19 protein-coding genes and 1 rRNA gene are annotated in these 21,032 nt (G+C 70.6%); 9 read left to right on the top strand and 11 right to left on the bottom strand.

What is annotated here, in order from left to right:
• Positions 1–95: ribosomal RNA gene (locus OU416_RS39705) — 16S ribosomal RNA — on the bottom strand; the annotation flags it as partial.
• 669 nt (positions 96–764) lie between these two features.
• Between OU416_RS39705 and OU416_RS39700 the strand changes: the two genes are divergently transcribed.
• A complete protein-coding gene (locus tag OU416_RS39700) occupies positions 765–965 on the top strand; it encodes a hypothetical protein (RefSeq protein ID WP_270932259.1) in 201 nt (66 codons plus the stop codon).
• Here OU416_RS39700 and OU416_RS39695 read toward each other — a convergent pair.
• The 5 genes from OU416_RS39695 to OU416_RS39675 form a co-directional block, all read right to left on the bottom strand.
• On the bottom strand, positions 962–2,554 hold the full coding sequence (locus OU416_RS39695; RefSeq protein WP_270932258.1) for an ABC transporter ATP-binding protein: 1,593 nt from the start codon (positions 2,552–2,554) through the stop codon (positions 962–964). The two genes, OU416_RS39700 and OU416_RS39695, sit on opposite strands and share 4 nt — an antisense overlap.
• On the bottom strand, positions 2,551–3,372 hold the full coding sequence (locus tag OU416_RS39690; protein ID WP_270932257.1) for an ABC transporter permease: 822 nt from the start codon (positions 3,370–3,372) through the stop codon (positions 2,551–2,553). Before OU416_RS39690 ends, OU416_RS39695 begins: the two co-directional genes overlap by 4 nt.
• Before the next feature lie 152 nt (positions 3,373–3,524).
• The gene (locus OU416_RS39685) at positions 3,525–4,484 is read right to left on the bottom strand and encodes an ABC transporter permease (RefSeq protein ID WP_270932256.1); all 960 of its coding nucleotides are present in this window, start codon (positions 4,482–4,484) and stop codon (positions 3,525–3,527) included.
• Between the two features lies 1 nt (position 4,485).
• Positions 4,486–6,099 (bottom strand): ABC transporter substrate-binding protein, encoded by a 1,614-nt coding sequence (locus tag OU416_RS39680; RefSeq protein ID WP_270932255.1) that lies wholly within the window; start codon positions 6,097–6,099, stop codon positions 4,486–4,488.
• A gap of 114 nt (positions 6,100–6,213) precedes the next feature.
• Complete coding sequence (locus tag OU416_RS39675; protein WP_270932254.1) at positions 6,214–6,657, bottom strand: histone-like nucleoid-structuring protein Lsr2; 444 nt, start codon at positions 6,655–6,657, stop codon at positions 6,214–6,216.
• 362 nt (positions 6,658–7,019) lie between these two features.
• Here OU416_RS39675 and OU416_RS39670 point away from each other — a divergent pair, with 362 nt between their 5' ends.
• On the top strand, positions 7,020–7,364 hold the full coding sequence (locus OU416_RS39670; protein WP_270932253.1) for a histone-like nucleoid-structuring protein Lsr2: 345 nt from the start codon (positions 7,020–7,022) through the stop codon (positions 7,362–7,364).
• A gap of 105 nt (positions 7,365–7,469) precedes the next feature.
• On the opposite strand, the gene rbsK is transcribed toward OU416_RS39670, so the two are convergent.
• Positions 7,470–8,369: a ribokinase gene (gene rbsK, locus OU416_RS39665; RefSeq protein WP_270932252.1), complete on the bottom strand. Its 900-nt coding sequence runs from the start codon at positions 8,367–8,369 to the stop codon at positions 7,470–7,472.
• Between the two features lie 103 nt (positions 8,370–8,472).
• On the opposite strand from rbsK, the gene OU416_RS39660 reads away from it, so the two are divergent.
• Positions 8,473–9,540: a hypothetical protein gene (locus OU416_RS39660; RefSeq protein WP_270932251.1), complete on the top strand. Its 1,068-nt coding sequence runs from the start codon at positions 8,473–8,475 to the stop codon at positions 9,538–9,540.
• Between the two features lie 107 nt (positions 9,541–9,647).
• Entirely contained in the window at positions 9,648–10,424 is a 777-nt protein-coding gene (gene map / locus OU416_RS39655) for a type I methionyl aminopeptidase (protein WP_270932262.1), read from the top strand.
• Between the two features lie 139 nt (positions 10,425–10,563).
• Here the strand turns inward: map and OU416_RS39650 are convergent, their stop codons facing one another.
• The 4 genes from OU416_RS39650 to OU416_RS39635 form a co-directional block, all read right to left on the bottom strand.
• Positions 10,564–11,436 carry a spermidine synthase gene (locus tag OU416_RS39650; protein WP_270932250.1) on the bottom strand — a complete coding sequence of 291 codons (873 nt, stop codon included), beginning with the start codon at positions 11,434–11,436 and terminating at the stop codon, positions 10,564–10,566.
• A gap of 346 nt (positions 11,437–11,782) precedes the next feature.
• Positions 11,783–12,175: an adenosylmethionine decarboxylase gene (speD, locus tag OU416_RS39645; RefSeq protein WP_270932249.1), complete on the bottom strand. Its 393-nt coding sequence runs from the start codon at positions 12,173–12,175 to the stop codon at positions 11,783–11,785.
• Between the two features lie 77 nt (positions 12,176–12,252).
• A complete protein-coding gene (locus OU416_RS39640) occupies positions 12,253–13,467 on the bottom strand; it encodes a type III PLP-dependent enzyme (RefSeq protein ID WP_270932248.1) in 1,215 nt (404 codons plus the stop codon).
• A 391-nt stretch (positions 13,468–13,858) separates the two neighbouring features.
• Complete coding sequence (locus OU416_RS39635) at positions 13,859–15,379, bottom strand: PucR family transcriptional regulator (protein WP_270932247.1); 1,521 nt, start codon at positions 15,377–15,379, stop codon at positions 13,859–13,861.
• A gap of 167 nt (positions 15,380–15,546) precedes the next feature.
• Between OU416_RS39635 and OU416_RS39630 the strand changes: the two genes are divergently transcribed.
• From OU416_RS39630 to pucD, 5 genes are all read left to right on the top strand, one after another.
• Complete coding sequence (locus OU416_RS39630) at positions 15,547–16,416, top strand: FAD binding domain-containing protein (RefSeq protein ID WP_270932246.1); 870 nt, start codon at positions 15,547–15,549, stop codon at positions 16,414–16,416.
• On the top strand, positions 16,407–16,877 hold the full coding sequence (locus OU416_RS39625) for a (2Fe-2S)-binding protein (protein ID WP_270932245.1): 471 nt from the start codon (positions 16,407–16,409) through the stop codon (positions 16,875–16,877). Before OU416_RS39630 ends, OU416_RS39625 begins: the two co-directional genes overlap by 10 nt.
• A 139-nt stretch (positions 16,878–17,016) precedes the next feature.
• Positions 17,017–18,363, top strand: coding sequence for an 8-oxoguanine deaminase (locus OU416_RS39620; RefSeq protein ID WP_270932244.1), 1,347 nt, complete (start codon positions 17,017–17,019; stop codon positions 18,361–18,363).
• Positions 18,360–18,539: a hypothetical protein gene (locus OU416_RS39615; RefSeq protein WP_270932243.1), complete on the top strand. Its 180-nt coding sequence runs from the start codon at positions 18,360–18,362 to the stop codon at positions 18,537–18,539. The genes OU416_RS39620 and OU416_RS39615 overlap by 4 nt, the downstream gene beginning before the upstream one ends.
• A gap of 197 nt (positions 18,540–18,736) precedes the next feature.
• Positions 18,737–20,992: a xanthine dehydrogenase subunit D gene (gene pucD / locus OU416_RS39610; RefSeq protein ID WP_270932261.1), complete on the top strand. Its 2,256-nt coding sequence runs from the start codon at positions 18,737–18,739 to the stop codon at positions 20,990–20,992.
• Positions 20,993–21,032: the final 40 nt, after the last annotated feature.

Genomic DNA, 21,032 nt, shown 5'->3' with positions numbered 1-21,032 from the left:
ACTCATCCACACCCGAAAGTGCTTCAGCGTTCGACTTGCATGTGTTAAGCACGCCGCCAGCGTTCGTCCTGAGCCAGGATCAAACTCTCCAACAATGCTGTTGAACAATCCCAGCAGACACTCAAACAAACCCGAAGGCTCGGAGCGCCATACTCAAAGAAACCACCAACCAAAACCAAAGCCTTGGTCGGGGGCATTAAAGAACACTAACCAAAACAGTCCGCTGTTGAGTTCTCAAAGAACACACCCACACCATCACCACCAGCCATTCAAGACCAGCAAGCTCCGGGGAGCATTTCCTCTGTTCGCTTTCTTGTGTCGGTAACTCTAGCAGGCCGTTTTTCCGGGGTTTCAGGGGGGTCACTTTCGTTTCCCGCACCCGATTCGTTATCTCCCGGAGATCGAACCGTCCAGCGTTATGACAGCGAAGCGAATCGCAATTTTCAAAGTCTTGCCGTTTCGGGCTCACCCACTCTACCACTCGTTCGTGGGAGCTTGGTTCGTGACCCCGTGTCAGGCTCGGCCCGGTTTTCCCGGCCCGTGTCGCTCTGACTCGTAGAACTTTACAGACCCCCGAACACCCCCTGAACACCACCCCCCTTTAAAGGTCATCATCGCAGGTCAGAGCCGATGTTCAGGTCTCAGCGGCGAGGTCCGCCCGGAGTGCTGTTGATGTCCACGTTCGTGTGGTCCTGCTTCGCCACCGCGATTCGTCCCCCGCGCGCGGGTAACCTGCCAGGCGATCGTCAGGACGGGGGTACGCAGTGGACTCGACGCCGATCTACACCGAGCTGCGAAAGACTCTGGGAGACCCGGAGGACCGGAACTGGGGTCCGAGCTCTCCTCCGGAGTTCGCCGCTGCACTGGCGGAGCGGGTCGAGCGGCCCAAGGCGGAGGCGAAGAAGTCGGCGCGCACCGGTCCCGGTCAGCGCGCTCGCTCCCGCAGGCACCGCGCCGAGGACTAGGCCCCGGCCAGCCGGCGTTCGTGCTGCCGCTCCGGGTCCGGCACCGGGACCGCTGCCAGCAGGCGCTGCGTGTACTCGTGCTGCGGGCTCCCGAGGACCTGCGCCGTGTCGCCCTGCTCCACCACCTGGCCGCGGCGCATGACGGCCACCCGGCGGGCGAGCATGTTGACCACGGCCAGGTCGTGGCTGATGAACAGGCAGCTGAAGTTCAGCCTGGCCTGCAGCGACTGGAACAGCTCCAGCACCGCGTCCTGCACCGACACGTCCAGCGCGCTGGTCGGCTCGTCGGCGATCAGCAGCTCCGGTTCCAGCGCCAGGGCGCGGGCGATGCTGACGCGCTGCCGCTGACCACCGGAGAGCTCGTGCGGGTAGCGCTGGCGCCGGGACGCGCCCAGCTCCACCGCGTCGAGGAGTTCGTCCACCCGCTCGTCGAGCTCCCGGCCTCGCGCGACGCGGTGCAGGCGCAGTGGTTCGGCGATGCTGTCCGCGATGCTCATCCGGGGATCCAGGGACGAGCCCGGGTCCTGGAAGACGATGCCGATGTTGCGCCGCAGCGGGCGCAGGCGTCGGGCGGGCAGGCGGCTGATGTCCCGGCCGTTGAGCACGATCCGGCCTTCAGCCGGCGTCAGCAGGCGGGCCGCGCACTTGCCGACCGTGGACTTCCCGGAGCCCGACTCGCCGACCAGCGCGAGGACCTCACCCCGGTCGATGCGCAGCGATACGCCGTCCACCGCGCGCTGGCCGCCGTAGGTGACCACCAGGTCCTCGACGACGAGCACCGGATCGGCCGGCTCGGGCTCCTCGCTCTTCCCGATCTCCAGCCTGGGCACCGCGGCGAGCAGCGCTTCGGTGTACTCGTGCTGCGGTGCGCGGAACAGATCGGCCGCGGCGGCTTCCTCGACCACCTCGCCGCGGTACATCACCACCACCCGGTCCGCGAGGTCGGCGACGACGCCCATGTCGTGGGTGATCAGCAGGATCGTGGTGCCCAGCCGGTCGCGCAGGTCGCGCAGCAGGGCCAGGATCTCGGCCTGGACCGTCACGTCCAGCGCGGTGGTCGGCTCGTCGGCGATCAGCACCTTCGGTTCGCAGGCCAGCGCCATCGCGATCATCACGCGCTGCCGCTGCCCGCCGGAGAGCTGGTGCGGGTAGTGCTTGAGGCGGCGCGCCGGTTCCGGGATGCCGACCAGATCCAGCAGTTCCACCGCTCGCTCGCGGGCCTTCGCGCTGGTGGTGCTGGTGTGCAGGCGGATGGCCTCGACGAGCTGCCAGCCGATGGTGAACACCGGGTTCAGCGAGGTCATCGGCTCCTGGAAGATCATCGCGATGTCCTTGCCGCGGACCCGGCGCAGCTCCTGCTCGCCGAGCTCGGAGCCGTCGAGCTCGATGCGCCCGGTGACCTCGGCGGTGCGCGGGAGCAACCCCAGCGCGGACATCGCGGTGACGCTCTTGCCGGAGCCCGACTCGCCGACCACGGCCAGGATCTCGCCGGGCGCGACGCCGAAGCTGACCCCGCGCACCGCATCGGCAGTGCCCTCTTCGGTGCGGAACCGCACCCGGAGGTCGCAGAAGGAAAGCACGTCGCTCATCGGTTCCCCTTCGAGTCCAGGGCGTCCCGCAGGCCGTCGCCGAGCAGGTTGAAGCCGAGGGTGGCCAGCACCACCGCGATGCCGGGGAAGACCACCAGCCACGGGGCCTGCGTGAAGTAGGTCTGCGCGGACGAGAGCATCACGCCCAGCGACGGGGTGGGCGGCTGCACGCCGAGGCCGAGGAAGGACAGCAGCGCCTCGCCGATGATCGCCTGCGGGATGGCCACCGTGATCTGCACCAGCAGGGCGTTCACCGAGTTCGGCAGGATGTGCCGGAACATCGCGGTGGTGCCGGACGCGCCGGCCGCCACGCTGGCGGTCACGTAGTCCTCGCCGGCCAGTCGCAGGGTTTCGCCGCGCACCACCCGGATCAGGTTCGGCACCTGGGACAGGCCGATCGCGATGGCCGCGTTCGTCATCGACGCGCCCATGACCGCGGCGAGGCCGACCGCCAGCACCAGGAACGGGAAGGCCAGCAGCGTGTCGGTGATGCGGGAGACCACGGAGTCGACGGCACCGCGGTAGTACCCGGCGATCAGGCCCAGCGGCACCGCCACCACGAGCGCGAGCAGCACCGACAGCACGCCCACCACGATCGACGCGCGGACGCCGTAGAAGACGCGGGAGAGCTGGTCGCGGCCGAGCTCGTCGCTGCCCAGTGGTGCGGCCAGCGACGGCTGCTGCAGGACCTCGTCGAAGTTCACCGCGGCCGGATCGCTCGGTGCGATCAGCGGTGCGGCCAGCGCCACCAGCACGAACAGCGCCGACAGGACGAGGCCGACGACGCCGGTGCGGTGCCGCAGCAGGCGGCGCAGCACGCGGCGGGATGCTGTCCCGCCTCTCCGCGATTCACAGTGGTGGTTGCGTTCCGCAGTGACCTCGCGTTGCGGGGTTTCTTGTGGCTGGTTTGCGTCACGGTCCCCTGAGGTGCGGTTGCGCAAGGCTCGGGTTGGTTCAGGGCTGGGGTTGCTCATGCCGTACCTCCGCTGACCCGGATTCGGGGGTCCACCACCGAATAGAGCAGGTCGACGAGCAGGTTCACCACGATGTAGCCGGCCGCGCTGATCAGCACCGCGGCCTGGATGACCGGGTAGTCGCGGGTGAACACGGCATCGACCATCAACTTGCCGAAGCCCGGCAGCACGAAGATCTGCTCGGTGACCACCGCGCCGGAGATCAGCGTGCCGAGCTGCAGGCCGAGGATGGTCAGCACGGTGATCAGGCTGTTGCGCAGGCCGTGCACCGCCACCACCCGGAACTCCCCCGCGCCCTTGGCGCGCGCGGTGCGCACGTAGTCGGCGTTCAGGGCGTCCAGCATGGACGATCGCATCTGCCGCATCAGCACCGCGGCCAGCCCGCTGCCCAGCACGAACGCCGGCATGATCAGCCGTTGCAGGTTGCCCAGCGGGGATTCGGTGAACGGCACGAAGCCCGAGGCCGGCAGCCAGCCGAGGCCGACCGCGAAGATCAGCACGCACATCAGGCCGAGCCAGAAGTTCGGGATGGACAGTCCGAACAGCGACACCCCGTTGCCCAGCCAGTCCAGCGGTCCACCGCGGCGGACGGCCGCGATCACGCCGGTGGTGAGCCCGATCAGCGCGGCGAACAGCAGGCTCAGCAGGGCGAGTTCGAGGGTGACCGGGATCCGGCTGAGGACGATCTCGCCGATCGGCAGGCCGGTCTGCGCCGATTCGCCGAAGTCGCCCTGCAGGGCGCGGCCGATCCAGCTGAAGTACTGCACGTAGACCGGCTCGTCGAGCAGGTAGCTGCGGCGGATCTCCTCGATCGCGGTGTCGTCGGCTTCCGCCCCGGCCAGCGCGATGGCCGGGTCGCCGGGCAGCGCGCGCAGGCCCGCGAACACGACGAGCGAGACCAGCACCAGGGTCACCAGCGACTGCAGGACGCGGTTGAGCGCGTAGCTGCGCAGCATCTCAACTCCCGGACTCGACGCGACCGGCGGTCTTGAGCCGCATGATCCCGTCGGGGTAGACCTCGACACCGGCCAGCTCGGCGGTGTGCGCGGTGTAGTACTGCTGGCGGTAGAGGTAGATCACGTTGTTGCGCTGCTGCAGCTGCTTGACGACGTGCTCGTAGAGCTCGCGGCGGCGGTCGGTGTTCTGCTCGGCCGCGGCCTGCTTGAGCACCACGTCGGTCGCCGGGTCGAAGAAGCCGCTGTAGTTCTGCGCCGCGCCTTGCGCGTGCATGCCGGTGATGTTGCCGTCCGGGTCGGGGCGGCCGGACCAGCCGATCAGGAAGGTCTGGAAGCGGCCCTTCTTGCCCGCGGAGATCGCGCTGGTGGACTCGCTCGGCCGGAGCACGACGTCGAACCCGGCCTCGGCGGCCATCGCCTGGATGACCTGGCCGACGCGGCTGGTCGTGGAGTCGTTGGTGAGCAGCAGCTCGACGCGAACCGGGGTGCCCACGCCTGCTTCGGCGAGCAGCTGCCGGGCGCGGGCCACGTCGTGCGGCGGGCAGGCCTGCGTCGCGGGGGTGGCGAACTCGCTGGTCGGCGGGATCGGGCCGCAAGCGGGCTGGTAGAGGCCGTTGAAGGCGATGCGGTTGAGCGTTTCGCGGTCGATGGACAGCGACAGCGCTTCCCGCACCCGCGGGTCGTTGGCCAGCGGCCCGTCGACGTGGCCGGTCTTGCCGTCGACGTTGTTGGTGTTCACCGTGATGCCCATGTACTGGATCGACGGCTGGTTGAGCAGCACCAGGTCCTGCTCGCGGGAGACCACCGGCACGTCCGGCGGGCCGACCTCCCACACCACGTCGAACTCGCCGGAGCGCAGGTTGGCGATGCGGATGTTGTCGTCGGGGACCGCCTTGTAGACCAGCCGGTCCAGCCGCACCGCGTCGCGGTCGTAGTAGAACTCGCTGCGCTCCAGCACGATCCGGTCCTGGGCGATGCGCTCGACGAAGCGGAACGGGCCGACGCAGACCGGGTCGTCGGAGAAGTCGTCACCGAGCTCGTCCAGCTTCGCCGGGGACATGATCATGCCCGCGCGGTCGGCGAGCACGGTGGGCAGCGGGGCGGAGGGCTGCTTGAGCCGCAGCCGCACGGTCGCCGGGTCGACGACCTCGACGGAGTCGATGGCGGTGAGCTCGGAGCGGCGGCCGGAGGAGGGCAGTTCGCGGTGCCGGTCCAGGCTCTTCTTCACCGCTGCCGCGTCGAACGCGGTGCCGTCGTTGAACAGCACTCCGGTGCGCAGCGGGATGGTCAGCTCGCGGCCGTCCGGCGAGGTGCGCGGGAGCTCGGCGGCGAGCTGCGGGACCGCGCGACCGGCCGGGTCGACGTCGTAGAGCTTCTCGCACATGCTGTTGAAGACCTGCCGGCCGGCCAGCGTGGTGGCCAGCGTCGGGTCCAGCTTGTCCGGCTCCTGGTCCAGCGCGATCACGGCTTCACCGCCGCGCACCGTGGGGGCCTGCACCGAGGCGCGCAGCTGGCCCGCGGTCTGCTCGACGTCGACCAGCGGGCTGCAACCGGTTGCGCTCACCGCCAGGACCAGCAGTGCTGCCGGAGCACCACGTCTCAACCGCGCCGTCACCCGGGCCTCCCGCCAGCAAGAGGAGCAAAACGCGAGAACCGTATTTGGCGGCGGCAGGCCGTGTCCACAGCCGTGATCATTCCGGCATCGGGCCGGGACCCGGCCGGTGGTGGATCAGTCGACGGCGGAGGAGAACAGCGGCAGCGAGACCGCGGATGCCTGGGCCGGTTCCTTCTTCTCCGCCGCGGCGTCGAAGCGCGGTTCGGGTTCGACGATCTCGGGCTCGACGGCCTCGGCCTGCACTTCGGGCTGCTCGGTGGCCTTCTTGTGGTGCTCGCGGGTGCGCTGGGCGGCGCCGCGGATCTGCTCGGTCAGCTGCTTGTTGGCGCGGCGGGTCTGCTCCTCTTCGCGCTCCTGCTGACGACTGGTGCGCGCCGGTTCCGGCTTGGGCTTGCGGGCCGCTTCGATGTAGCGGGTGAGCAGCGCGCGCAGCTCTTGGGCGTGTTCGTCGTTCAGGTCGATTTCGTACGTCACACCATCCAACGCGAAGGTAACGGTGTGGGTGGCTGGAGACCCGTCGATGTCGTCGACGAGTTCGACCTGAATCCGCTCGGCCATGATCACCTGTCTCGGGAACGTGCCCCGCCTCGATCCGCGACACTTGCAGGTAAGACTACTGCGAGTCCCGCTCACGTTGTAGCACGTGACATCTCAGTTGTCTCGCATCCAACCATAGAACAGCGGACCGACCTGCCGATAACCGCCAGGCGGGTTGGTGTTGCCCGGCGTGCGAGCAGCGCGACCAACCGGAACGCACGGTAACCGGCGCCCGGTCTATCCGGAAAGTAATGCAGGGCACAGCGGAGAAAACTCCGGCCGCGGGTGGAACATTCTTCGCGCGATCGTTTATTGTTCGCTCGCTCTTCTCCGCACGCGCGGTGCGGAGAAGGAGGGGAATCGGACCGGAATCGAGGGTTACCGTGGCGCAGAAAGTCACCGTTCAGCTCGTCGACGATGTCGACGGCACACCAGCCGACACCACCGTCGAGTTCGCCTTGGACGGGGTGAGCTACGCAATTGACCTGTCCTCGGACAATGCCTCGAAACTGCGCGACTCGCTCGCGTCTTTCGTGGCCAGCGCGCGGAAGACCGGCGGTCGCAAGCGGATCGCGACCAAGCCGGGCAAGGCGTCGAGCACCCCGACCACCGCGGACCGGGAACGCAACCAGGCCATTCGGGAATGGGCCCGGAATCAGGGCATGCAGGTTTCCGATCGGGGCCGCATTCCCGCCGAGGTCGTCGAGGCCTACGACAACGCTCAGTGAGCGCAGGCACGGACGGCCGGTATGCGGTCGGGGAAACCGGCCGTCCGTGAAACCCGGGGAATGACGCCTCGTAGTCGAGTGGTCGACCTTCGGTAATTGCGCGCCTTATCGACCGGCCAGGAAGTCGGTGATTTCCCGGCGGGTCGGCATCGAACTGCTGGCGCCGTTGCGCTGCACCGACACCGCGGAACCGGCGGAAGCCGTGCGCATCGCCTCGGGCATGTCGGCGCCCTCGCCGAGCGCCGCGCTGAGCACGCCGACGTAGGTGTCGCCCGCCGCCGTGGTGTCCACCGCCTCCACCGGGAAGCTCGGCACCTCCACCCGCTCGCCGTCGCGGTTGCCGTAGAGCGAGCCGCGCGCACCGAGCGTGATCACCACCTCCGGGACCAGTTCGAGCAGCTTCGCCAGCGCCCGGTCCGGGTCGTCGTCGCCGGCCAGGATCGCCGCCTCGTGCTCGTTGGGCACCAGCAGGTCCACGTTCGACAGGACGTCGTCGGACAGCTCCGCGGCGGGTGCCGGCGTGAGCACCACGCGCACCCCGTTGCGCCGCCCGGCGGCCGCCGCCGCGGCCACGCCGGAGAACGGGATCTCCAGCTGCAGCAACAGGCTCTGCGAACCGGCGATGAGCTCCTCGTCCCCCTCGGCCAGCCCGTCGACGGTGCCGTTGGCGGCGGGCACCACGACGATCGAGTTGCCGCCCTGGTCGTCCACCACGATGTGCGCGGTGCCGCTGCGGCCGGGCACCGCGCGCAGCCCTGCGATGTCCACATCGGACTCCCGCAGGACGCGGCGGATCTCCGCGCCGAACTCGTCCTCGCCGACCGCGCCGATCATGCGCACCGCCGCGCCCGCCTTCGCCGCGGCGAGCGCCTGATTGGCGCCCTTGCCGCCCGGCACCGTGTGGAACTCCCGGCCGAGCACGGTCTCACCGCGCTTCGGGGCGGTGCCCACGTACGCCACCAGGTCCATGTTGCAGCTGCCGAATACGGCCACAGTCGTCGTCACGTGGTCCATCATGGCTGATGAGGGGCCCCGGATCGGCTGACGGGTCCGGGGGCGCGCGAGGACGTACCATGCCGACCAACCGGCGAGGAGAGGGCGAGACGCGGTGGACTATGCGGTGACAGCGGAGCTCGGACCGCCGACCGGGGTGGTGGAGCTCGACCCGCTGCAGCAGGAGGGGATCGCGGCCGTGCTGGACCGCCACCTCGCGCTGGTCGAGGGGGTCTCCGGCCCCGGTGACGCCGACATCGACGTCCTGGACTACCGCATCACCGTGCACCCGGCCGGGGCCAGCGTGGTGCTGGCGCTGGACGCGCCCTCGCTGCTGGCCGCGGAGGACGCCGCCGCCTCGGTGCTCGACGAGCTGATCGGCGAGAGCGAGGTGCTGGCGGGCTGGTCGGTCGCGCACTCGGAGGTGCGGATCACCGAAGACGAGTTCAACCGGCTGGCGGCCAGCGGCGAAGCCGTCGTCGACGAGCTGGAAGCGGCCGTCGAGGAGGCGCTGGAGACCTCGGCGGAGCCCGCGATGGACGTCGAGCAGTGGCGGGCCCGGTTCGTCGGGCTCGCGCCGCGGCTGCGGGCGTTCGGACCGGAGGCGTTCGGCGGGCCGGGCGGCCCGGCGACGCTGGCGGCCGGGGCGCTGGTGCACGCGGTGCGGGTGGTGACCGACGAGGTCTTCTACGACGAGCTGGCGCTGGCGGTGAACAACGCCACGGTCGCCGACGCGGTCGGCCTGCTGGTCCTGGAGGAGCTGCCGCCCTGCTACGACCACCGCTACGACGCGTTCTTCGCCCGCGCGTTCGTGCTGGCCTCGATGCCGGTCGCGGAGCGGTTGACCGCGACGTCGTGGACGCCGCCGCGCTCGGTCGCCGAGGCGCTGGCGCTGCGGCTGTTCGTCAACGAGGCCCGGGTGGCGCTGGAGGCCGCCGAGCTGATGAGCTGGGACGACAGCGAGTCGGTGTTCGCGGGTTTCGCCGCGCGGGCGGCGGGCGAGATCGTGCCCGACGAGCTCTACGAGGTCGATCTGCCGCTGGCCGGGGACGCCGAGCCGGAGACGGCGGCGCAGGCCGCCAAGCTGGAGGCGGAGCTGCACTCGCGCGGCCTCGCGTTCGACCAGTGGTTCGCCCCGCGCGACGGGGACCCGGCGCAGCACCCCTACCTCGACTCGCTGTGAGCCTCTTCGCCGCTCAGGGCAGCTGAGACCGCTCGACTGGTATTTCTATACCGGCCGGTGCTAACGTCGGTATTATTATACCGGCTTCCATGGCACGCGAGGTACCCGTGATCGAGCTCAAGACGCCCACCGAGATCCAGCGCATGCACGTCACCGGCCAGTTCGTGGCCGAGGTGCTCACCGAGGTCGGCCGGATCGCCGACGTGGGCGTCAACCTGCTGGACATCGAGCACCACGTGCGCGACATGATCAAGCAGCGCGGCGCCGAGTCCTGCTACTGGGACTACGCCCCGTCCTTCGGCGAGGGCCCGTTCCGCAACGTCATCTGCCTGTCGGTCAACGACGCCGTCCTGCACGGCCTGCCGCACGACTACGTGCTCCGCGACGGTGACGTGCTCACCGCCGACATCGCGGTCGGCATCGACGGCTGGGTGGCCGACTCGGCGCGCACGCTCGTCGTCGGCACCCCCGCCGAGGAGGACCTGCGGATCATCCGCGCCACCGAGGAGGCGCTGGACGCGGCCATCGCGGCCGCGCGCGCGGGCAACCGGATCGGCGACATCTCGGCGGCGATCTGGGCGGTGGCCTGCGAGTACGGCTACCCGGTCAACACCGAGTTCGGCGGCCACGGCCTGGGCCGCACCATGCACGAGGACCCGCACGTGTCCAACCGGGGCAAGGCGGGGCGGGGCATGAAGCTGCAGGCGGGCATGACGCTCGCGCTGGAGCCGTGGTTCGCCCGCACCACCGACCAGATCGTCTTCGACCCGGACGGCTGGACGATCCGCTCGGCCGACGGCTCGCGCACGGCCCACTCCGAGCACACCGTGGCCATCACCGAGGGCGACGCCCTGGTGCTCACCCAGCGCGGACCGGCCGCCTGAGGATCCCGCGAACCCGAGTAGCTCGGGAACGGTTTCAGCTGGTCAGCGGCCGTGAGTGCTTTGTGGTGCCATAGCCCCACAAAACACTCACGGACCCACCGCCCAACCGGCGGCCGGGGCACCCGGCCCGGCCACCCGCTCAGCCCTGGTTGCGGACCGAGTAGGGCGGCACCGTGGCGCCGATGATCGTCGCTTCGTCGATCGTCTCCGGGCGGTACGACGACTTCGGGAACGATTCGAGCATCACGTTCGTCGGGTCGTCGATCTGCTCCACGCGGCCGAAGATGAACGCCCACTCGTGCTCGTCGGAGCCGAAGTAGGCGACCGTGTCGAACGCCGCCTGGAACCGGTTGTAGGCGCGGATCAGCGTCTCGTTGCGCCACACCGTCGGGCAGCCCGCCTGGAACGCGACCACGCCGCCCGCGGACAGCACCGACTGGCAGCGCTGGACGAACTCCATGCCGTAGAGCCGGTTGTGCTGGCCGTCGGCGTCGTCGGCCCGCTCGTCCGGCAGGTCGACGACCACGATGTCGTAGCCCTCCGGCGGTGCCTGGTCGAGGAAGCCCCAGCCGTCCGCGTAGTGCAGCTTGACCGGCCCGTCGCCCTGCTCGGCGCGGGCCAGCTCCTCGGTGCTGTAGCCGTAGGGCAGGTGCTCGGCGCACTTGCGAACGCACAGCTCGTCGATGTCCACGTGGTCGACGCGGGTGGCACCGGCGGCCACCGACATCTGGCTGGCCACGCCCTCGCTGGAGCCGATGATCAGCACCCGCTCCACCTGCGCGGCCAGCAGGAACGCGGGCACCATCATCGCTTCGTGGTAGACCAGCTGGGAGAACTCGGTGCTCTGCCGGTCGTCGTCGCAGAACAGCGAGACGCCCTGACCGGTGCGGCCGATCACCACGTGCTGGTAGGGGGTGTCGCCCTCCCACAGCACCTCGTCGACCCGCCACAGGCGCTGCAGGTCGGCGCCCATCGGCTCCTTGATCCACCGCTGCCCGTCGATTTCGATCAACGGTGCTCCTCTCTTGAAGGTGTTCCAGGCTCGTTTTGCTTGGCGGTGCAGGTAGCGGCCCCCCTGCGGGAGTTACAGCGCCCACCTGGACTCCGGGTGCCCTGACTCATGTATGCCAATACACAGCGTCAGGGCCGTCCTCGCCAGGTGAACGCTGAGAACCCGCAGCGGTGCAAGCGCCGAGGGCGGGCTATGCCCCTGCGGCGCATGCGACACCTTCCAACCGGTGCCGATCGCCCGTCGCAGTCGCTGTCCACCGCTGGAAGCGGCTGACGCCGCTTGCCTGGCGGTCGAACATTGACAACAACCCTCGCCACCGCTGTTCCGTCCGCGGGTCCTGGCAGTTTCAGCTCAGGTGTTCGTAGTCGTGGCCGCGCTGGATGGTCTGCACGTTCTGCGTCGTGGGGCGCAGCGCGTCGGCGAGCAGGCGCACCGCCAGCTCCGGCTTCGCCGTGTGCCCGCAGGTGAAGACGTCGATGAAGATCGAGCCGTCCTCCGGGTAGGTGTGCAGCGAAGCGTGGGATTCCGACAGCAGCGCCAACACGGTGACCCCCTGCGGCTCGAACCGCTTGGCGATCATCTGGCACACCGTGGCGTGCGACCGGCTCAGCGCGTCGTGCAGGGTCTCGCGCAGGAACTGCTCGTCGTCCAGCAGTTCCGGATCCACGCCCTCCAGCTCGGCGAGGACGTGCTGGCCGGTGAACAACCCGACCGGTGGTGTCCCGGTGTCGACGGACATCTATCGACCTCCCATCATTTCGCAGAATTTCTGGTTCTTCGCGGCGTTCTCGGGCGCCTTCGCCCGGTGCCGGGCGATCACTGCTGCTGATCGCCGTCGACGCAGTAGGTGGGCAGCGGGCCGAACCCGTTGAAGCCCACGGAGGAGTAGCTCGCCGTGTAGGCGCCCGCGCTGAGCAGGTCCACCCGGTCACCGCCGCGCAGCGTGCGCGGCAGCTCGTAGCGGGTCCGCTGGTAGAGCACGTCATCACCGTCGCAGGTCGGGCCCGCCAGCACGACCGGACCCACCGGGTCGCCGTCGCGGGAGGTGCGCAGCCGGTAGGTGATGGCCTCGCCCTCGGTCTCGGCCAGCCCGTTGTAGCGGCCGATGTCCAGGTAGACCCAGCGGGACTCGCCGTCGCAGGCGTCGGTGACGAGCACCACTTCGCTGCGCAGCACGCCCGCGTCGCCGACGACGAACCGCCCGGGTTCGACGAGCAGCTCCGGGCGCTCGGCCCCGAAGTGGCGGTCCAGGGATTGCTCGATGCGGCGCACGTAGTCGGCCAGCGGCGGCGCGGACTGGGTGTAGGCGGCGGGCAGCCCACCGCCCAGGTTCACCATCCGCAGCCGGAGCCCTTGCTCGGCACAACCGGCGAAAACCCGTCGTGCGGCGTCGATCCCGTGCTCCCAGGCCTCGGGTTCGAGCTGCTGCGATCCAATGTGGAACGACACGCCGAAGGCGTCCAGGCCGAGATCCCGCGCGCGCACCAGCAGCTCGACGGCGGTCTCCGGCAGGCAGCCGAACTTGCGGCCGAACGGGGTCCGGGAGCCCGTGTTGTCCACCAGCACCCGGCAGAACACCTGCGAGCCCGGCGCGACCTCGGCGATGTTGGCCAGGTCGGCGGCGCTGTCCGTGGCGAACAGCCGGACGCCCTGCTCGTAGGCGCGGGCGACGTCGCGGCGCTTCTTGATCGTGTTGCCGTAGGAGATCGACTCCGGGGCAGCGCCCTCGGCCAGGCACAGGTCGATCTCGCCGGGGCTGGCGACGTCGAACGACGCCCCGAGGCCGACCAGCTCACCGACCACTTCGGGCGTGGGATTGGCCTTGACCGCGTAGCAGATGCGAGCATCGGGCAGGGCGGTCCGCAACTGCCGGTAGCGGTTGCGCACCTGCGCCAGATCCACGACCAGGCAAGGGGTTTCGGGCCGCTGCCGGTCCAGGAACTGCTGGATCGCATCCGGAGTCGTGCCGGTCTGCTGCGCGGTGCCGCTCGGGCGGTCCGTCACACCGGTGGTGGCGGACAGATCGGTCAATCCCGTTACCTCCGTCTCGGGTGGTGGGGTGGGGGTTTCGCCGGGCCGATCCCGCCGGGGCGGGTGCCCGTGGAGCACAACTGCGACCAAGCACGGTACCTCCCTCACGGAGAGATTTCGAACCGCGCCCACCCGTTCCCCCGGAAAGCCGAACCCGGTGTGAGCACACCCACGGATCAGCCGCTCGCACGTCGCTTTGCGTGCACGGTCACCGACGTGCCGTGTCCGCGCCGATTTCGCGCGAAATCGTCCCGTTCACCCGCCGATCACGCTGATTTCGCGCGAAATTGCCCCGGGCCCGGTACCGGCCTTCTTCCTGTCCACTGCGGAAAATCCTTGCACGGCAAGGAGTCCCGCAGCACGGTTCTTCACGGGACGTTGACGGCGCGGATCAGCGGCCGGGCGGCGTGGTGCGGTCGAGTTCGAGGGCCAAGTAGAAGTCCACTCGGGACGGGAACTCCGAGAGGTCGCGCCCGGTGATCTCCTCCACGCGCTGGATCCGGTAACGCAACGTGTTCACGTGGACGTGGAGCCGCTTCGCGCAGCGCGACCACGAGCCCGAGCAGTCCAGGAACGTCCGCAGCGTGCGCACCAGGTCGGAGTGGTGCACTTCGTCGTAGGCGATCAGATCGGCCAGGAGGCGTTCGCGGTAGGAGCGGCGCAGCTCGTCCGGGGTCGAGGCGAGCAGCACCTCGTGCGAGGCCAGCTCCGCTGCTGCGACGACCTCCGCCTGCCCGCGCTTGCGCTGCGCGAGCCGCCGCGCGTAACCCGCTTCCTCCAGCGCGCCGCGCAGCGCGGTGGCGCGGGTGATGTCGCTGACCCCGACGGCCAGGTTCCGCCCGTCCAGGCAGGGTTCGGCGTCGGCGACGATCCGGCCGAGCTGGACGTCCAGCTGCGCGAGGTGCTCCTCGTCGTCGACGAACAGCGCGGTCGCGCCGTCGCCCAGCGGCGCGGTCACCGAGGCCATGCCGGTGGCCGCGGCGATCTCGCGCAGCAGCGTCGTGGACTCGACCACGTCACCGACGTCGAGCGCCACCGCGCGCAGCGGATCCCCGGCGGGCAGCCCGGCGGTCTCCAGCCGGGCGGCGACCTCGGCCGGGGTGGACGTCCCGTCCAGCAGCCGGCGCAGGGCCGCCTCCACCGAGCGCCCCGCGATGCGCCGGGCCTCGTCCACCCGCGCGCGCAGCAGCGCCACCACGGTGCCGAGGTCGGTGGCGATGGCCACCTGTTCCGCGTCCCACTCGTCGAAGGCACCGGCGGCGAGGACGAACCAGCGGGCCGCGCGCGGTTCGGCGTCGGATTCCACCGGCCACAGCACGTGCGCACCATCGGAGCGCGCCGTGCTCGGCAGCCGACCGGTCGCGAACTCGCGCAGCGCGGCGCGGCGGGCGTCCTCCGGCAGCTCCGCGGTTCCGCCGACGATCCAGCCCGCCGCGGACAGCACCCAGCACTCCGCGCCCAGCTCGTCGGCCGCCATCCGCAGCGCCTGGTCCAGGTCCGCGCCCGCGGCCACCGCGGCGACCAGCTCCCGGCGCGGCGCGGCCCGGCGCTGGACCCGGTCGGCGAGCGTGTTGAAGCTGACCGTCAGCGGCACCTCGACGACGGGCAGGTCGTGGCGGCGGCAGGCTTCGACCAGGTCGGGCGGGGCGTGCCCGAGGCGCGCCGTGCCCGCGGCCAGCGCGGCCACCCCGGCGTCGACCAGCGCGGTCACGAACCGCTCCGAATCGGCCGGGCCGTTGTGCCACATCAGGCCGCTGAGCACCAGTTCGCCGCCGTTGAGGTAGCGGCGCGGGTCGATCAGGTCGGTGATGTAGACGCCGCGCACCGGCCGGTCCGCCCGGTCGGCGCCGTGCAGCGCCACCAGCCCGAGCTCCGGGTCGGCGAGCAGATCGCCCAGCAGCACCCGATCCACCTCTCCACCGGGCCGCGACGCGAACCGGTCATCTGCATTTGGAGAAACATACAACTCCCGTTCGGCGCCCGGAAGGCTTTTTCGGGGTTTCCGCCGCTAGTCAGCGAGCGCGTCCCGGCTGTGTACTGACTCACACCTCTCCACCGGCCGTGACGAGGAGTACAACCGTGGATTTCCTCCGCCCCGCGACGTGGCGGGAGGCGCTAGAGGCCAAGGCCGCGCATCCCGACGCCACCCCCATCGCCGGCGGCACCGACGTGATGGTCGAGATCAACTTCGACCACCGGCGTCCGGACGTGCTGCTGGACCTGACCCGCATCCCCGAGCTGACCACCTGGTCGCAGGACCGCGAGGTGCTGCGCATCGGGGCCGGGCTGCCCTACTCCCGCCTGATCGACGAGCTCGGCGACCGGGTGCCCGGCCTGGCCATCGCCAGCCGCACCGTCGGCTCGCCGCAGATCCGCAACCGCGGCACGCTCGGCGGCAACCTGGGCTCGGCCTCACCGGCGGGCGACGGGCACCCGCCGCTGCTGGCCTCCGACGCGCAGATCGAGGTCGAGTCGGTGCGCGGCACCCGGCTGATCCCGGCGGCGGAGTTCTTCACCGGGGTCAAGCGCAACGCGCTGGCCGCCGACGAGCTGATCGCCGCGGTGCACATCGCCCCGGCGACCGGCCCGCAGCAGTTCTCCAAGGTCGGCACGCGCAACGCGATGGTCATCGCGGTGTGCACCTTCGCCATCGCCCTGCACCCGGAGGAGCAGCGGGTGGGCACCGGGCTCGGCTCGGCCGCCCCGACGCCGCGGCGGGCGCTGGAGGCCGAGGAGTTCGTGGCCGCCGAGCTCGACTGGGCCGGGCGGCGACCGCTGGAGGACTCGGTGGCGCGCCGCTTCGGCGAGCTCGTCGCGCAGGCCTCCTCCCCCATCGACGACGTGCGCGGCACCGCCGACTACCGCCGCCACGCGCTGGCCGTGATGGCCCGCCGGACCCTGTCCTGGGCCTGGCACGAGCACTGTTCCGGGAGGCAGGAATGCGCCTGAAGTTCACCGTCAACGGACAGCCGCACGAGGCCGACGACGTGTGGGAGGGCGAGAGCCTGCTGTACGTGCTGCGCGAGCGGCTCGGCCTGCCCGGCTCCAAGAACGCCTGCGAGCAGGGCGAATGCGGTTCCTGCACGGTCTACGTCGACGGCGTCCCGGCCTGCGCGTGCCTGGTGGCCGCGGGGCAGGCCGAAGGGCGCGAGGTGCGCACCGTGGAGGGCCTGGCCGACGGCGAGCGGCTGGACCCGGTCCAGGAGGCGTTCGTCGAGGCGGGCGCCGTCCAGTGCGGCTTCTGCACCCCGGGCCTGCTGGTGCAGACCCACGACCTGCTGGAACGCACACCAGAGCCCTCGGACGCGGAGATCCGCGAGTCCCTGGCCGGAAACCTGTGCCGCTGCACCGGCTACGAAAAGATCATGGATGCCGTCCGGCTCGCCGCGCAGCGGAAGGCTCGGGCATGAGCAGCCCTTTCTATGGCCGAGTCCTCCAGAACCGCACCTCAGGGGACCGTGACGTAACCCAGCCACAAGAAACCGCGAAACGCGAGAACTCTGCCCAACGCAACCACCACTGTGAATCGCGGAGAGGCGGGACCGGGGCATGACTCTCGTGATCGAGGGTGGCGCCGTGGTGACCGTCGACGACTCGGGTACCGAGTTCGCCGAGGGCCACGTCGTCGTCGAGGGTGATCGCGTCGTCGCGGTCGGGCCCGGTTCCGCGCCGCCGCAGGGCGGTGCGGTGCGGCGCATCGACGCGTCCGGATGCCTGGTCACGCCCGGGCTGATCAACACCCACCACCACCTCTACCAGTGGGCGACCCGCGGCTACGCGGCCGACGCCACGCTGTTCGGCTGGCTGACCGAGCTGTACCCGGTGTGGGCCGGGATCGACGAGGAGATCACCCACGCCGCCGCGTCGGCCGGTCTGGCGCGCATGGCGCTGTCCGGCTGCACCACCGCGGCCGACCACCACTACGTCTTCCCGCGCGAGGGCGGGGACGTGTTCGGCGCGGTGGTTTCGGCCGCGGAGCGGATCGGGATCCGGCTGCACGCGGTGCGCGGGTCGATGGACCGCGGCCGCTCGCACGGCGGGCTGCCGCCGGACTCCGTGGTCGAGGACCTCGACCAGGCGCTGGCGGGCACCCAGGAGGCCATCGACCGGTTCCACGACCCCTCACCCGGCGCGCGCGTGCAGGTCGCGGTCGGGCCGTGCTCGCCGTTCTCGGTCAGCACCGAGCTGATGCGCCAGGCCGCCGAGCTGGCGCGCCGCAACGGCGTCCGGCTGCACACCCACCTCGCCGAGACCGTCGACGAGGAAGAGCAGTGCCGGGCCGAGTTCGGCAAGACGCCGGTGGAGTACGCCGACGACCTCGGGTGGCTCGGGCCGGACGTGTGGCTCGCGCACACCATCCACCTGTCCGAGCAGGGCATCGCGCGGCTCGGCGAGACCGGCACCGGGGCGGCGCACTGCCCCAGCTCCAACGGCAGGCTCGGCGCCGGGACCGCCCCGGTCCGGCCGCTGCTGGATGCCGGAGCGCCCGTCGGGCTGGGCGTCGACGGCGTCGCGTCCAACGAAGCCGGCGGGCTCGGCGAGGAGATGCGGCAGGCGCTGCTGACGGCGCGCGCCCGCTACGGGCCGCAGGCGCTGTCGGTGCGCGACGCGCTGCGGCTGGCCACCCGCGGCGGGGCGCGCTGCCTCGGCCGGGACGACGAGCTCGGCTCGCTGGAGCCCGGCAAGCTCGCCGACATCGCGGTCTGGCAGCTGGGCGGCCTGGACCACGCGGGGATCGCCGATCCGGTGGCCGCGCTGGTCCTCGGGCAGCTGCCGAAGCTGGAGCGGCTGCTGCGCGGCGGCGAGGTCGTCGTCGACGACGGCCGGCTGATGTCGGTACCCGACCTCACCGGCGAGCTGACCACGGCCAGCGCCCGGCTCCGGGAGGCGTCATGACCAGCACGAACACGATCTTCACCAGTCGCAGATCCGCAATTTCCATTGAAATCAGAGATCCGATTTCAATGGAAATCAGACGTCGAACTTCCATTGAAATCGCGCAGACCCCGGCCGAGCGGCCGTCCACGACCAGCACTGATCGGGTCCGGGCAACACCGGAGGTGTTCGCATGAGCAGTCCTGTCGCAGGCCGAGTTCCACTCAACCGCACCTCAGGGGACCGTGACGCAACCCAGCCACAAGAAACCGCGAAACGCGAGATCACTGCCGAACGCGACCACCACTGTGAATCGCGGAGGGGCGGTACAGCATCGCGGAGAGGCGGAACTGCTCACTCGCCTGCTCGTAGTCCGCAGGAGCTCAACGACGCCATCGGGGGCGGCATCGGTGAATCGCCGTTGCGGCCTGACGGCACCATCAAGGTGCGCGGCGAGTTCGCCTACTCCTCCGACCTGTGGGCCGAGGACATGCTGTGGGGCGCCACGCTGCGCAGCCCGCACCCGCACGCCCGGATCCGGTCGATCGACATCGGTCCGGCGATGGCGATGGCCGGGGTGCAGACGGTGCTCACCGCCGAGGACGTGCCCGGCGACAACTGCTTCGGCCTCAAGTACGCCGACCAGCCGGTGCTGGCCTCCGACGTGGTGCGCTACGAGGGCGAGGCGGTCGCGCTGGTGGCCGCCGACCACCCGGAGACCGCGCGGCGGGCGCTGGAGAAGATCGTCGTCGACTACGAGGTGCTGGAGCCGGTGCTCGACGCCGAGCGGGTCGCGCACGACGAGTCGCTGCCGCGGCTGCACCCGGACGGCAACGTGGTGCGCCACCAGAAGATCGTCAAGGGCGATCCGCGCGCGAAGGCCGACGTGGTCGTCTCCGGCGTCTACACGGTCGGCATGCAGGACCAGGCGTTCCTCGGTCCGGAGTCCGGGCTGGCGATCCCCGCCGAGGACGGCGGCGTCGACCTGTACCTGGCCACCCAGGACCTGCACTCCGACCTGCGGCAGACCGCGCGAGCGCTCGGGCTGCCGCCGGAGAAGGTGCGGATGACCATGTCCGGCGTCGGCGGCGCGTTCGGCGGCCGGGAGGACCTGTCCATCCAGGTGCACGTCTGCATGCTGGCGCTGCACCTGGGCAAACCGGTCAAGATGGTCTACAACCGCGAGGAGTCGTTCTACGGCCACGTGCACCGGCACCCGGCCAAGATGTACTACGAGCACGGCGCGACCCGCGACGGCGAACTCGTCTACGTCAAGGCGCGGCAGTACTTCGACGGCGGCGCCTACGCCTCGAAGACGCCGGTCGTGGTCGGCAACGGCACCACTCTCGGCGCCGGTCCCTACAAGGTGCCCAACGTCGACATCGAGGGCTGGGGCGTCTACACCAACAACCCGCCGTGCGGCGCGATGCGCGGATTGGGCGCGGTGCAGCCGACTTTCGCCTACGAGTCCCAGATGGACAAGCTCGCCGCCGAGCTGGGCGTGGACCCCGTCGACCTGCGCATCCGCAACGCCATCGAGCAGGGCGACTCGATCCCGACCGGCCAGGTGCTGGACTACCCGGCGCCGGTCGCCGAGCTGATGGAGCGGGTGCGGGCGCTGCCGATGCCCGCCGAGCAGGCCGGGCCGGTGGACATCCGGAACCTGCCGGGCGGGGCGTCGAACACCACGCACGGCGAAGGCGTGGTGCGCGGTGTCGGCTACGGCGTGACGATCAAGAACATCTGCTACGCCGAGGGCGCCGACGACTTCTCCACCGCGCGGGTCCGGCTGCAGGTCATCGGCGGTGAACCGGCCGCGATGGTGCACACCGCGGCGGCCGAGGTCGGCCAGGGCCTGGTGACCGTGCAGCAGCAGATCGCGCGGACCGAGCTCGGCGTGGAGCGGGTGACCATCCACCCGAACGACACCAGCGTCGGACCGGCGGGCTCCAGCTCCGCCTCGCGGCAGACGCTGGTGACCGGCAGCGCGGTCAAGGCCGCCTGCGAGGCGGTGCGCGACGAGCTGTTCGCCCGGGTCGCCGAGCGCTACGACGTCGACCCGGCGCAGCTCTCGCTGCACGGCGGCAAGATCGCCTCGGAGACCCGCGGCGTGCTGGCCGACCTGGTGGAGGTGCTGGGCGACGACGTCGTCGAGCAGACCCGCGAGTACCACCACCGCGAGACGTTCCCGCTCGACGAGCAGGGCCGCAGCGACCGGGTGCACGTCCAGCACGCGTTCTCCGCGCACCGCGCGGTGGTCGACGTCGACCTGGACCTGGGCCTGGTCAAGGTGGTGCAGCTGGCCTGCGCCCAGGACGTCGGCAAGGCGATCAACCCGGACGCGGTGATCGGGCAGATCCAGGGCGGCTCCGCGCAGGGCATGGGGCTGGCGGTGATGGAGGAGATCAAGGTCGTCGACGGCCGCATCCGCAACCCGTCCTTCACCGACTACCTGATCCCGACGATCCTCGACACCCCGCCGATGGAGATCGACGTCATCGAGCGCGGCGACCCGAACGCGGCCTACGGGGTCCGCGGCGTCGGCGAGCCGCCGACGATCTCCACGACTCCGGCGGTGGTCGCCGCGATCCGCGCGGCCACCGGTAAGGAACTGCTGCACACGCCGGTCGCACCGGAGCACATCGTGTGACACCAGACCTGCTGCGGCGGCGGGGCCGGGCCGCCGCCGC

Origin of the sequence: Saccharopolyspora indica, assembly GCF_027853965.1 — a bacterium.
Classification (GTDB): domain Bacteria; phylum Actinomycetota; class Actinomycetes; order Mycobacteriales; family Pseudonocardiaceae; genus Saccharopolyspora; species Saccharopolyspora indica.
This window is presented reverse-complemented; position numbering and strand designations above follow the sequence as displayed.

What these genes read in the sequence shown, in the direction of transcription:
- speD (WP_270932249.1), bottom strand. Translation starts at nt 12,175, where the DNA reads ATGTCCGTCGACACCGGGACACCACCGGTCGGGTTGTTCACCGGCCAG.
- OU416_RS39695 (WP_270932258.1), bottom strand. Translation starts at nt 2,554, where the DNA reads ATGAGCGACGTGCTTTCCTTCTGCGACCTCCGGGTGCGGTTCCGCACC.
- OU416_RS39625 (WP_270932245.1), top strand. Translation starts at nt 16,407, where the DNA reads ATGCGCCTGAAGTTCACCGTCAACGGACAGCCGCACGAGGCCGACGAC.
- OU416_RS39685 (WP_270932256.1), bottom strand. Translation starts at nt 4,484, where the DNA reads ATGCTGCGCAGCTACGCGCTCAACCGCGTCCTGCAGTCGCTGGTGACC.
- OU416_RS39615 (WP_270932243.1), top strand. Translation starts at nt 18,360, where the DNA reads ATGACCAGCACGAACACGATCTTCACCAGTCGCAGATCCGCAATTTCC.
- OU416_RS39675 (WP_270932254.1), bottom strand. Translation starts at nt 6,657, where the DNA reads ATGGCCGAGCGGATTCAGGTCGAACTCGTCGACGACATCGACGGGTCT.
- OU416_RS39620 (WP_270932244.1), top strand. Translation starts at nt 17,017, where the DNA reads ATGACTCTCGTGATCGAGGGTGGCGCCGTGGTGACCGTCGACGACTCG.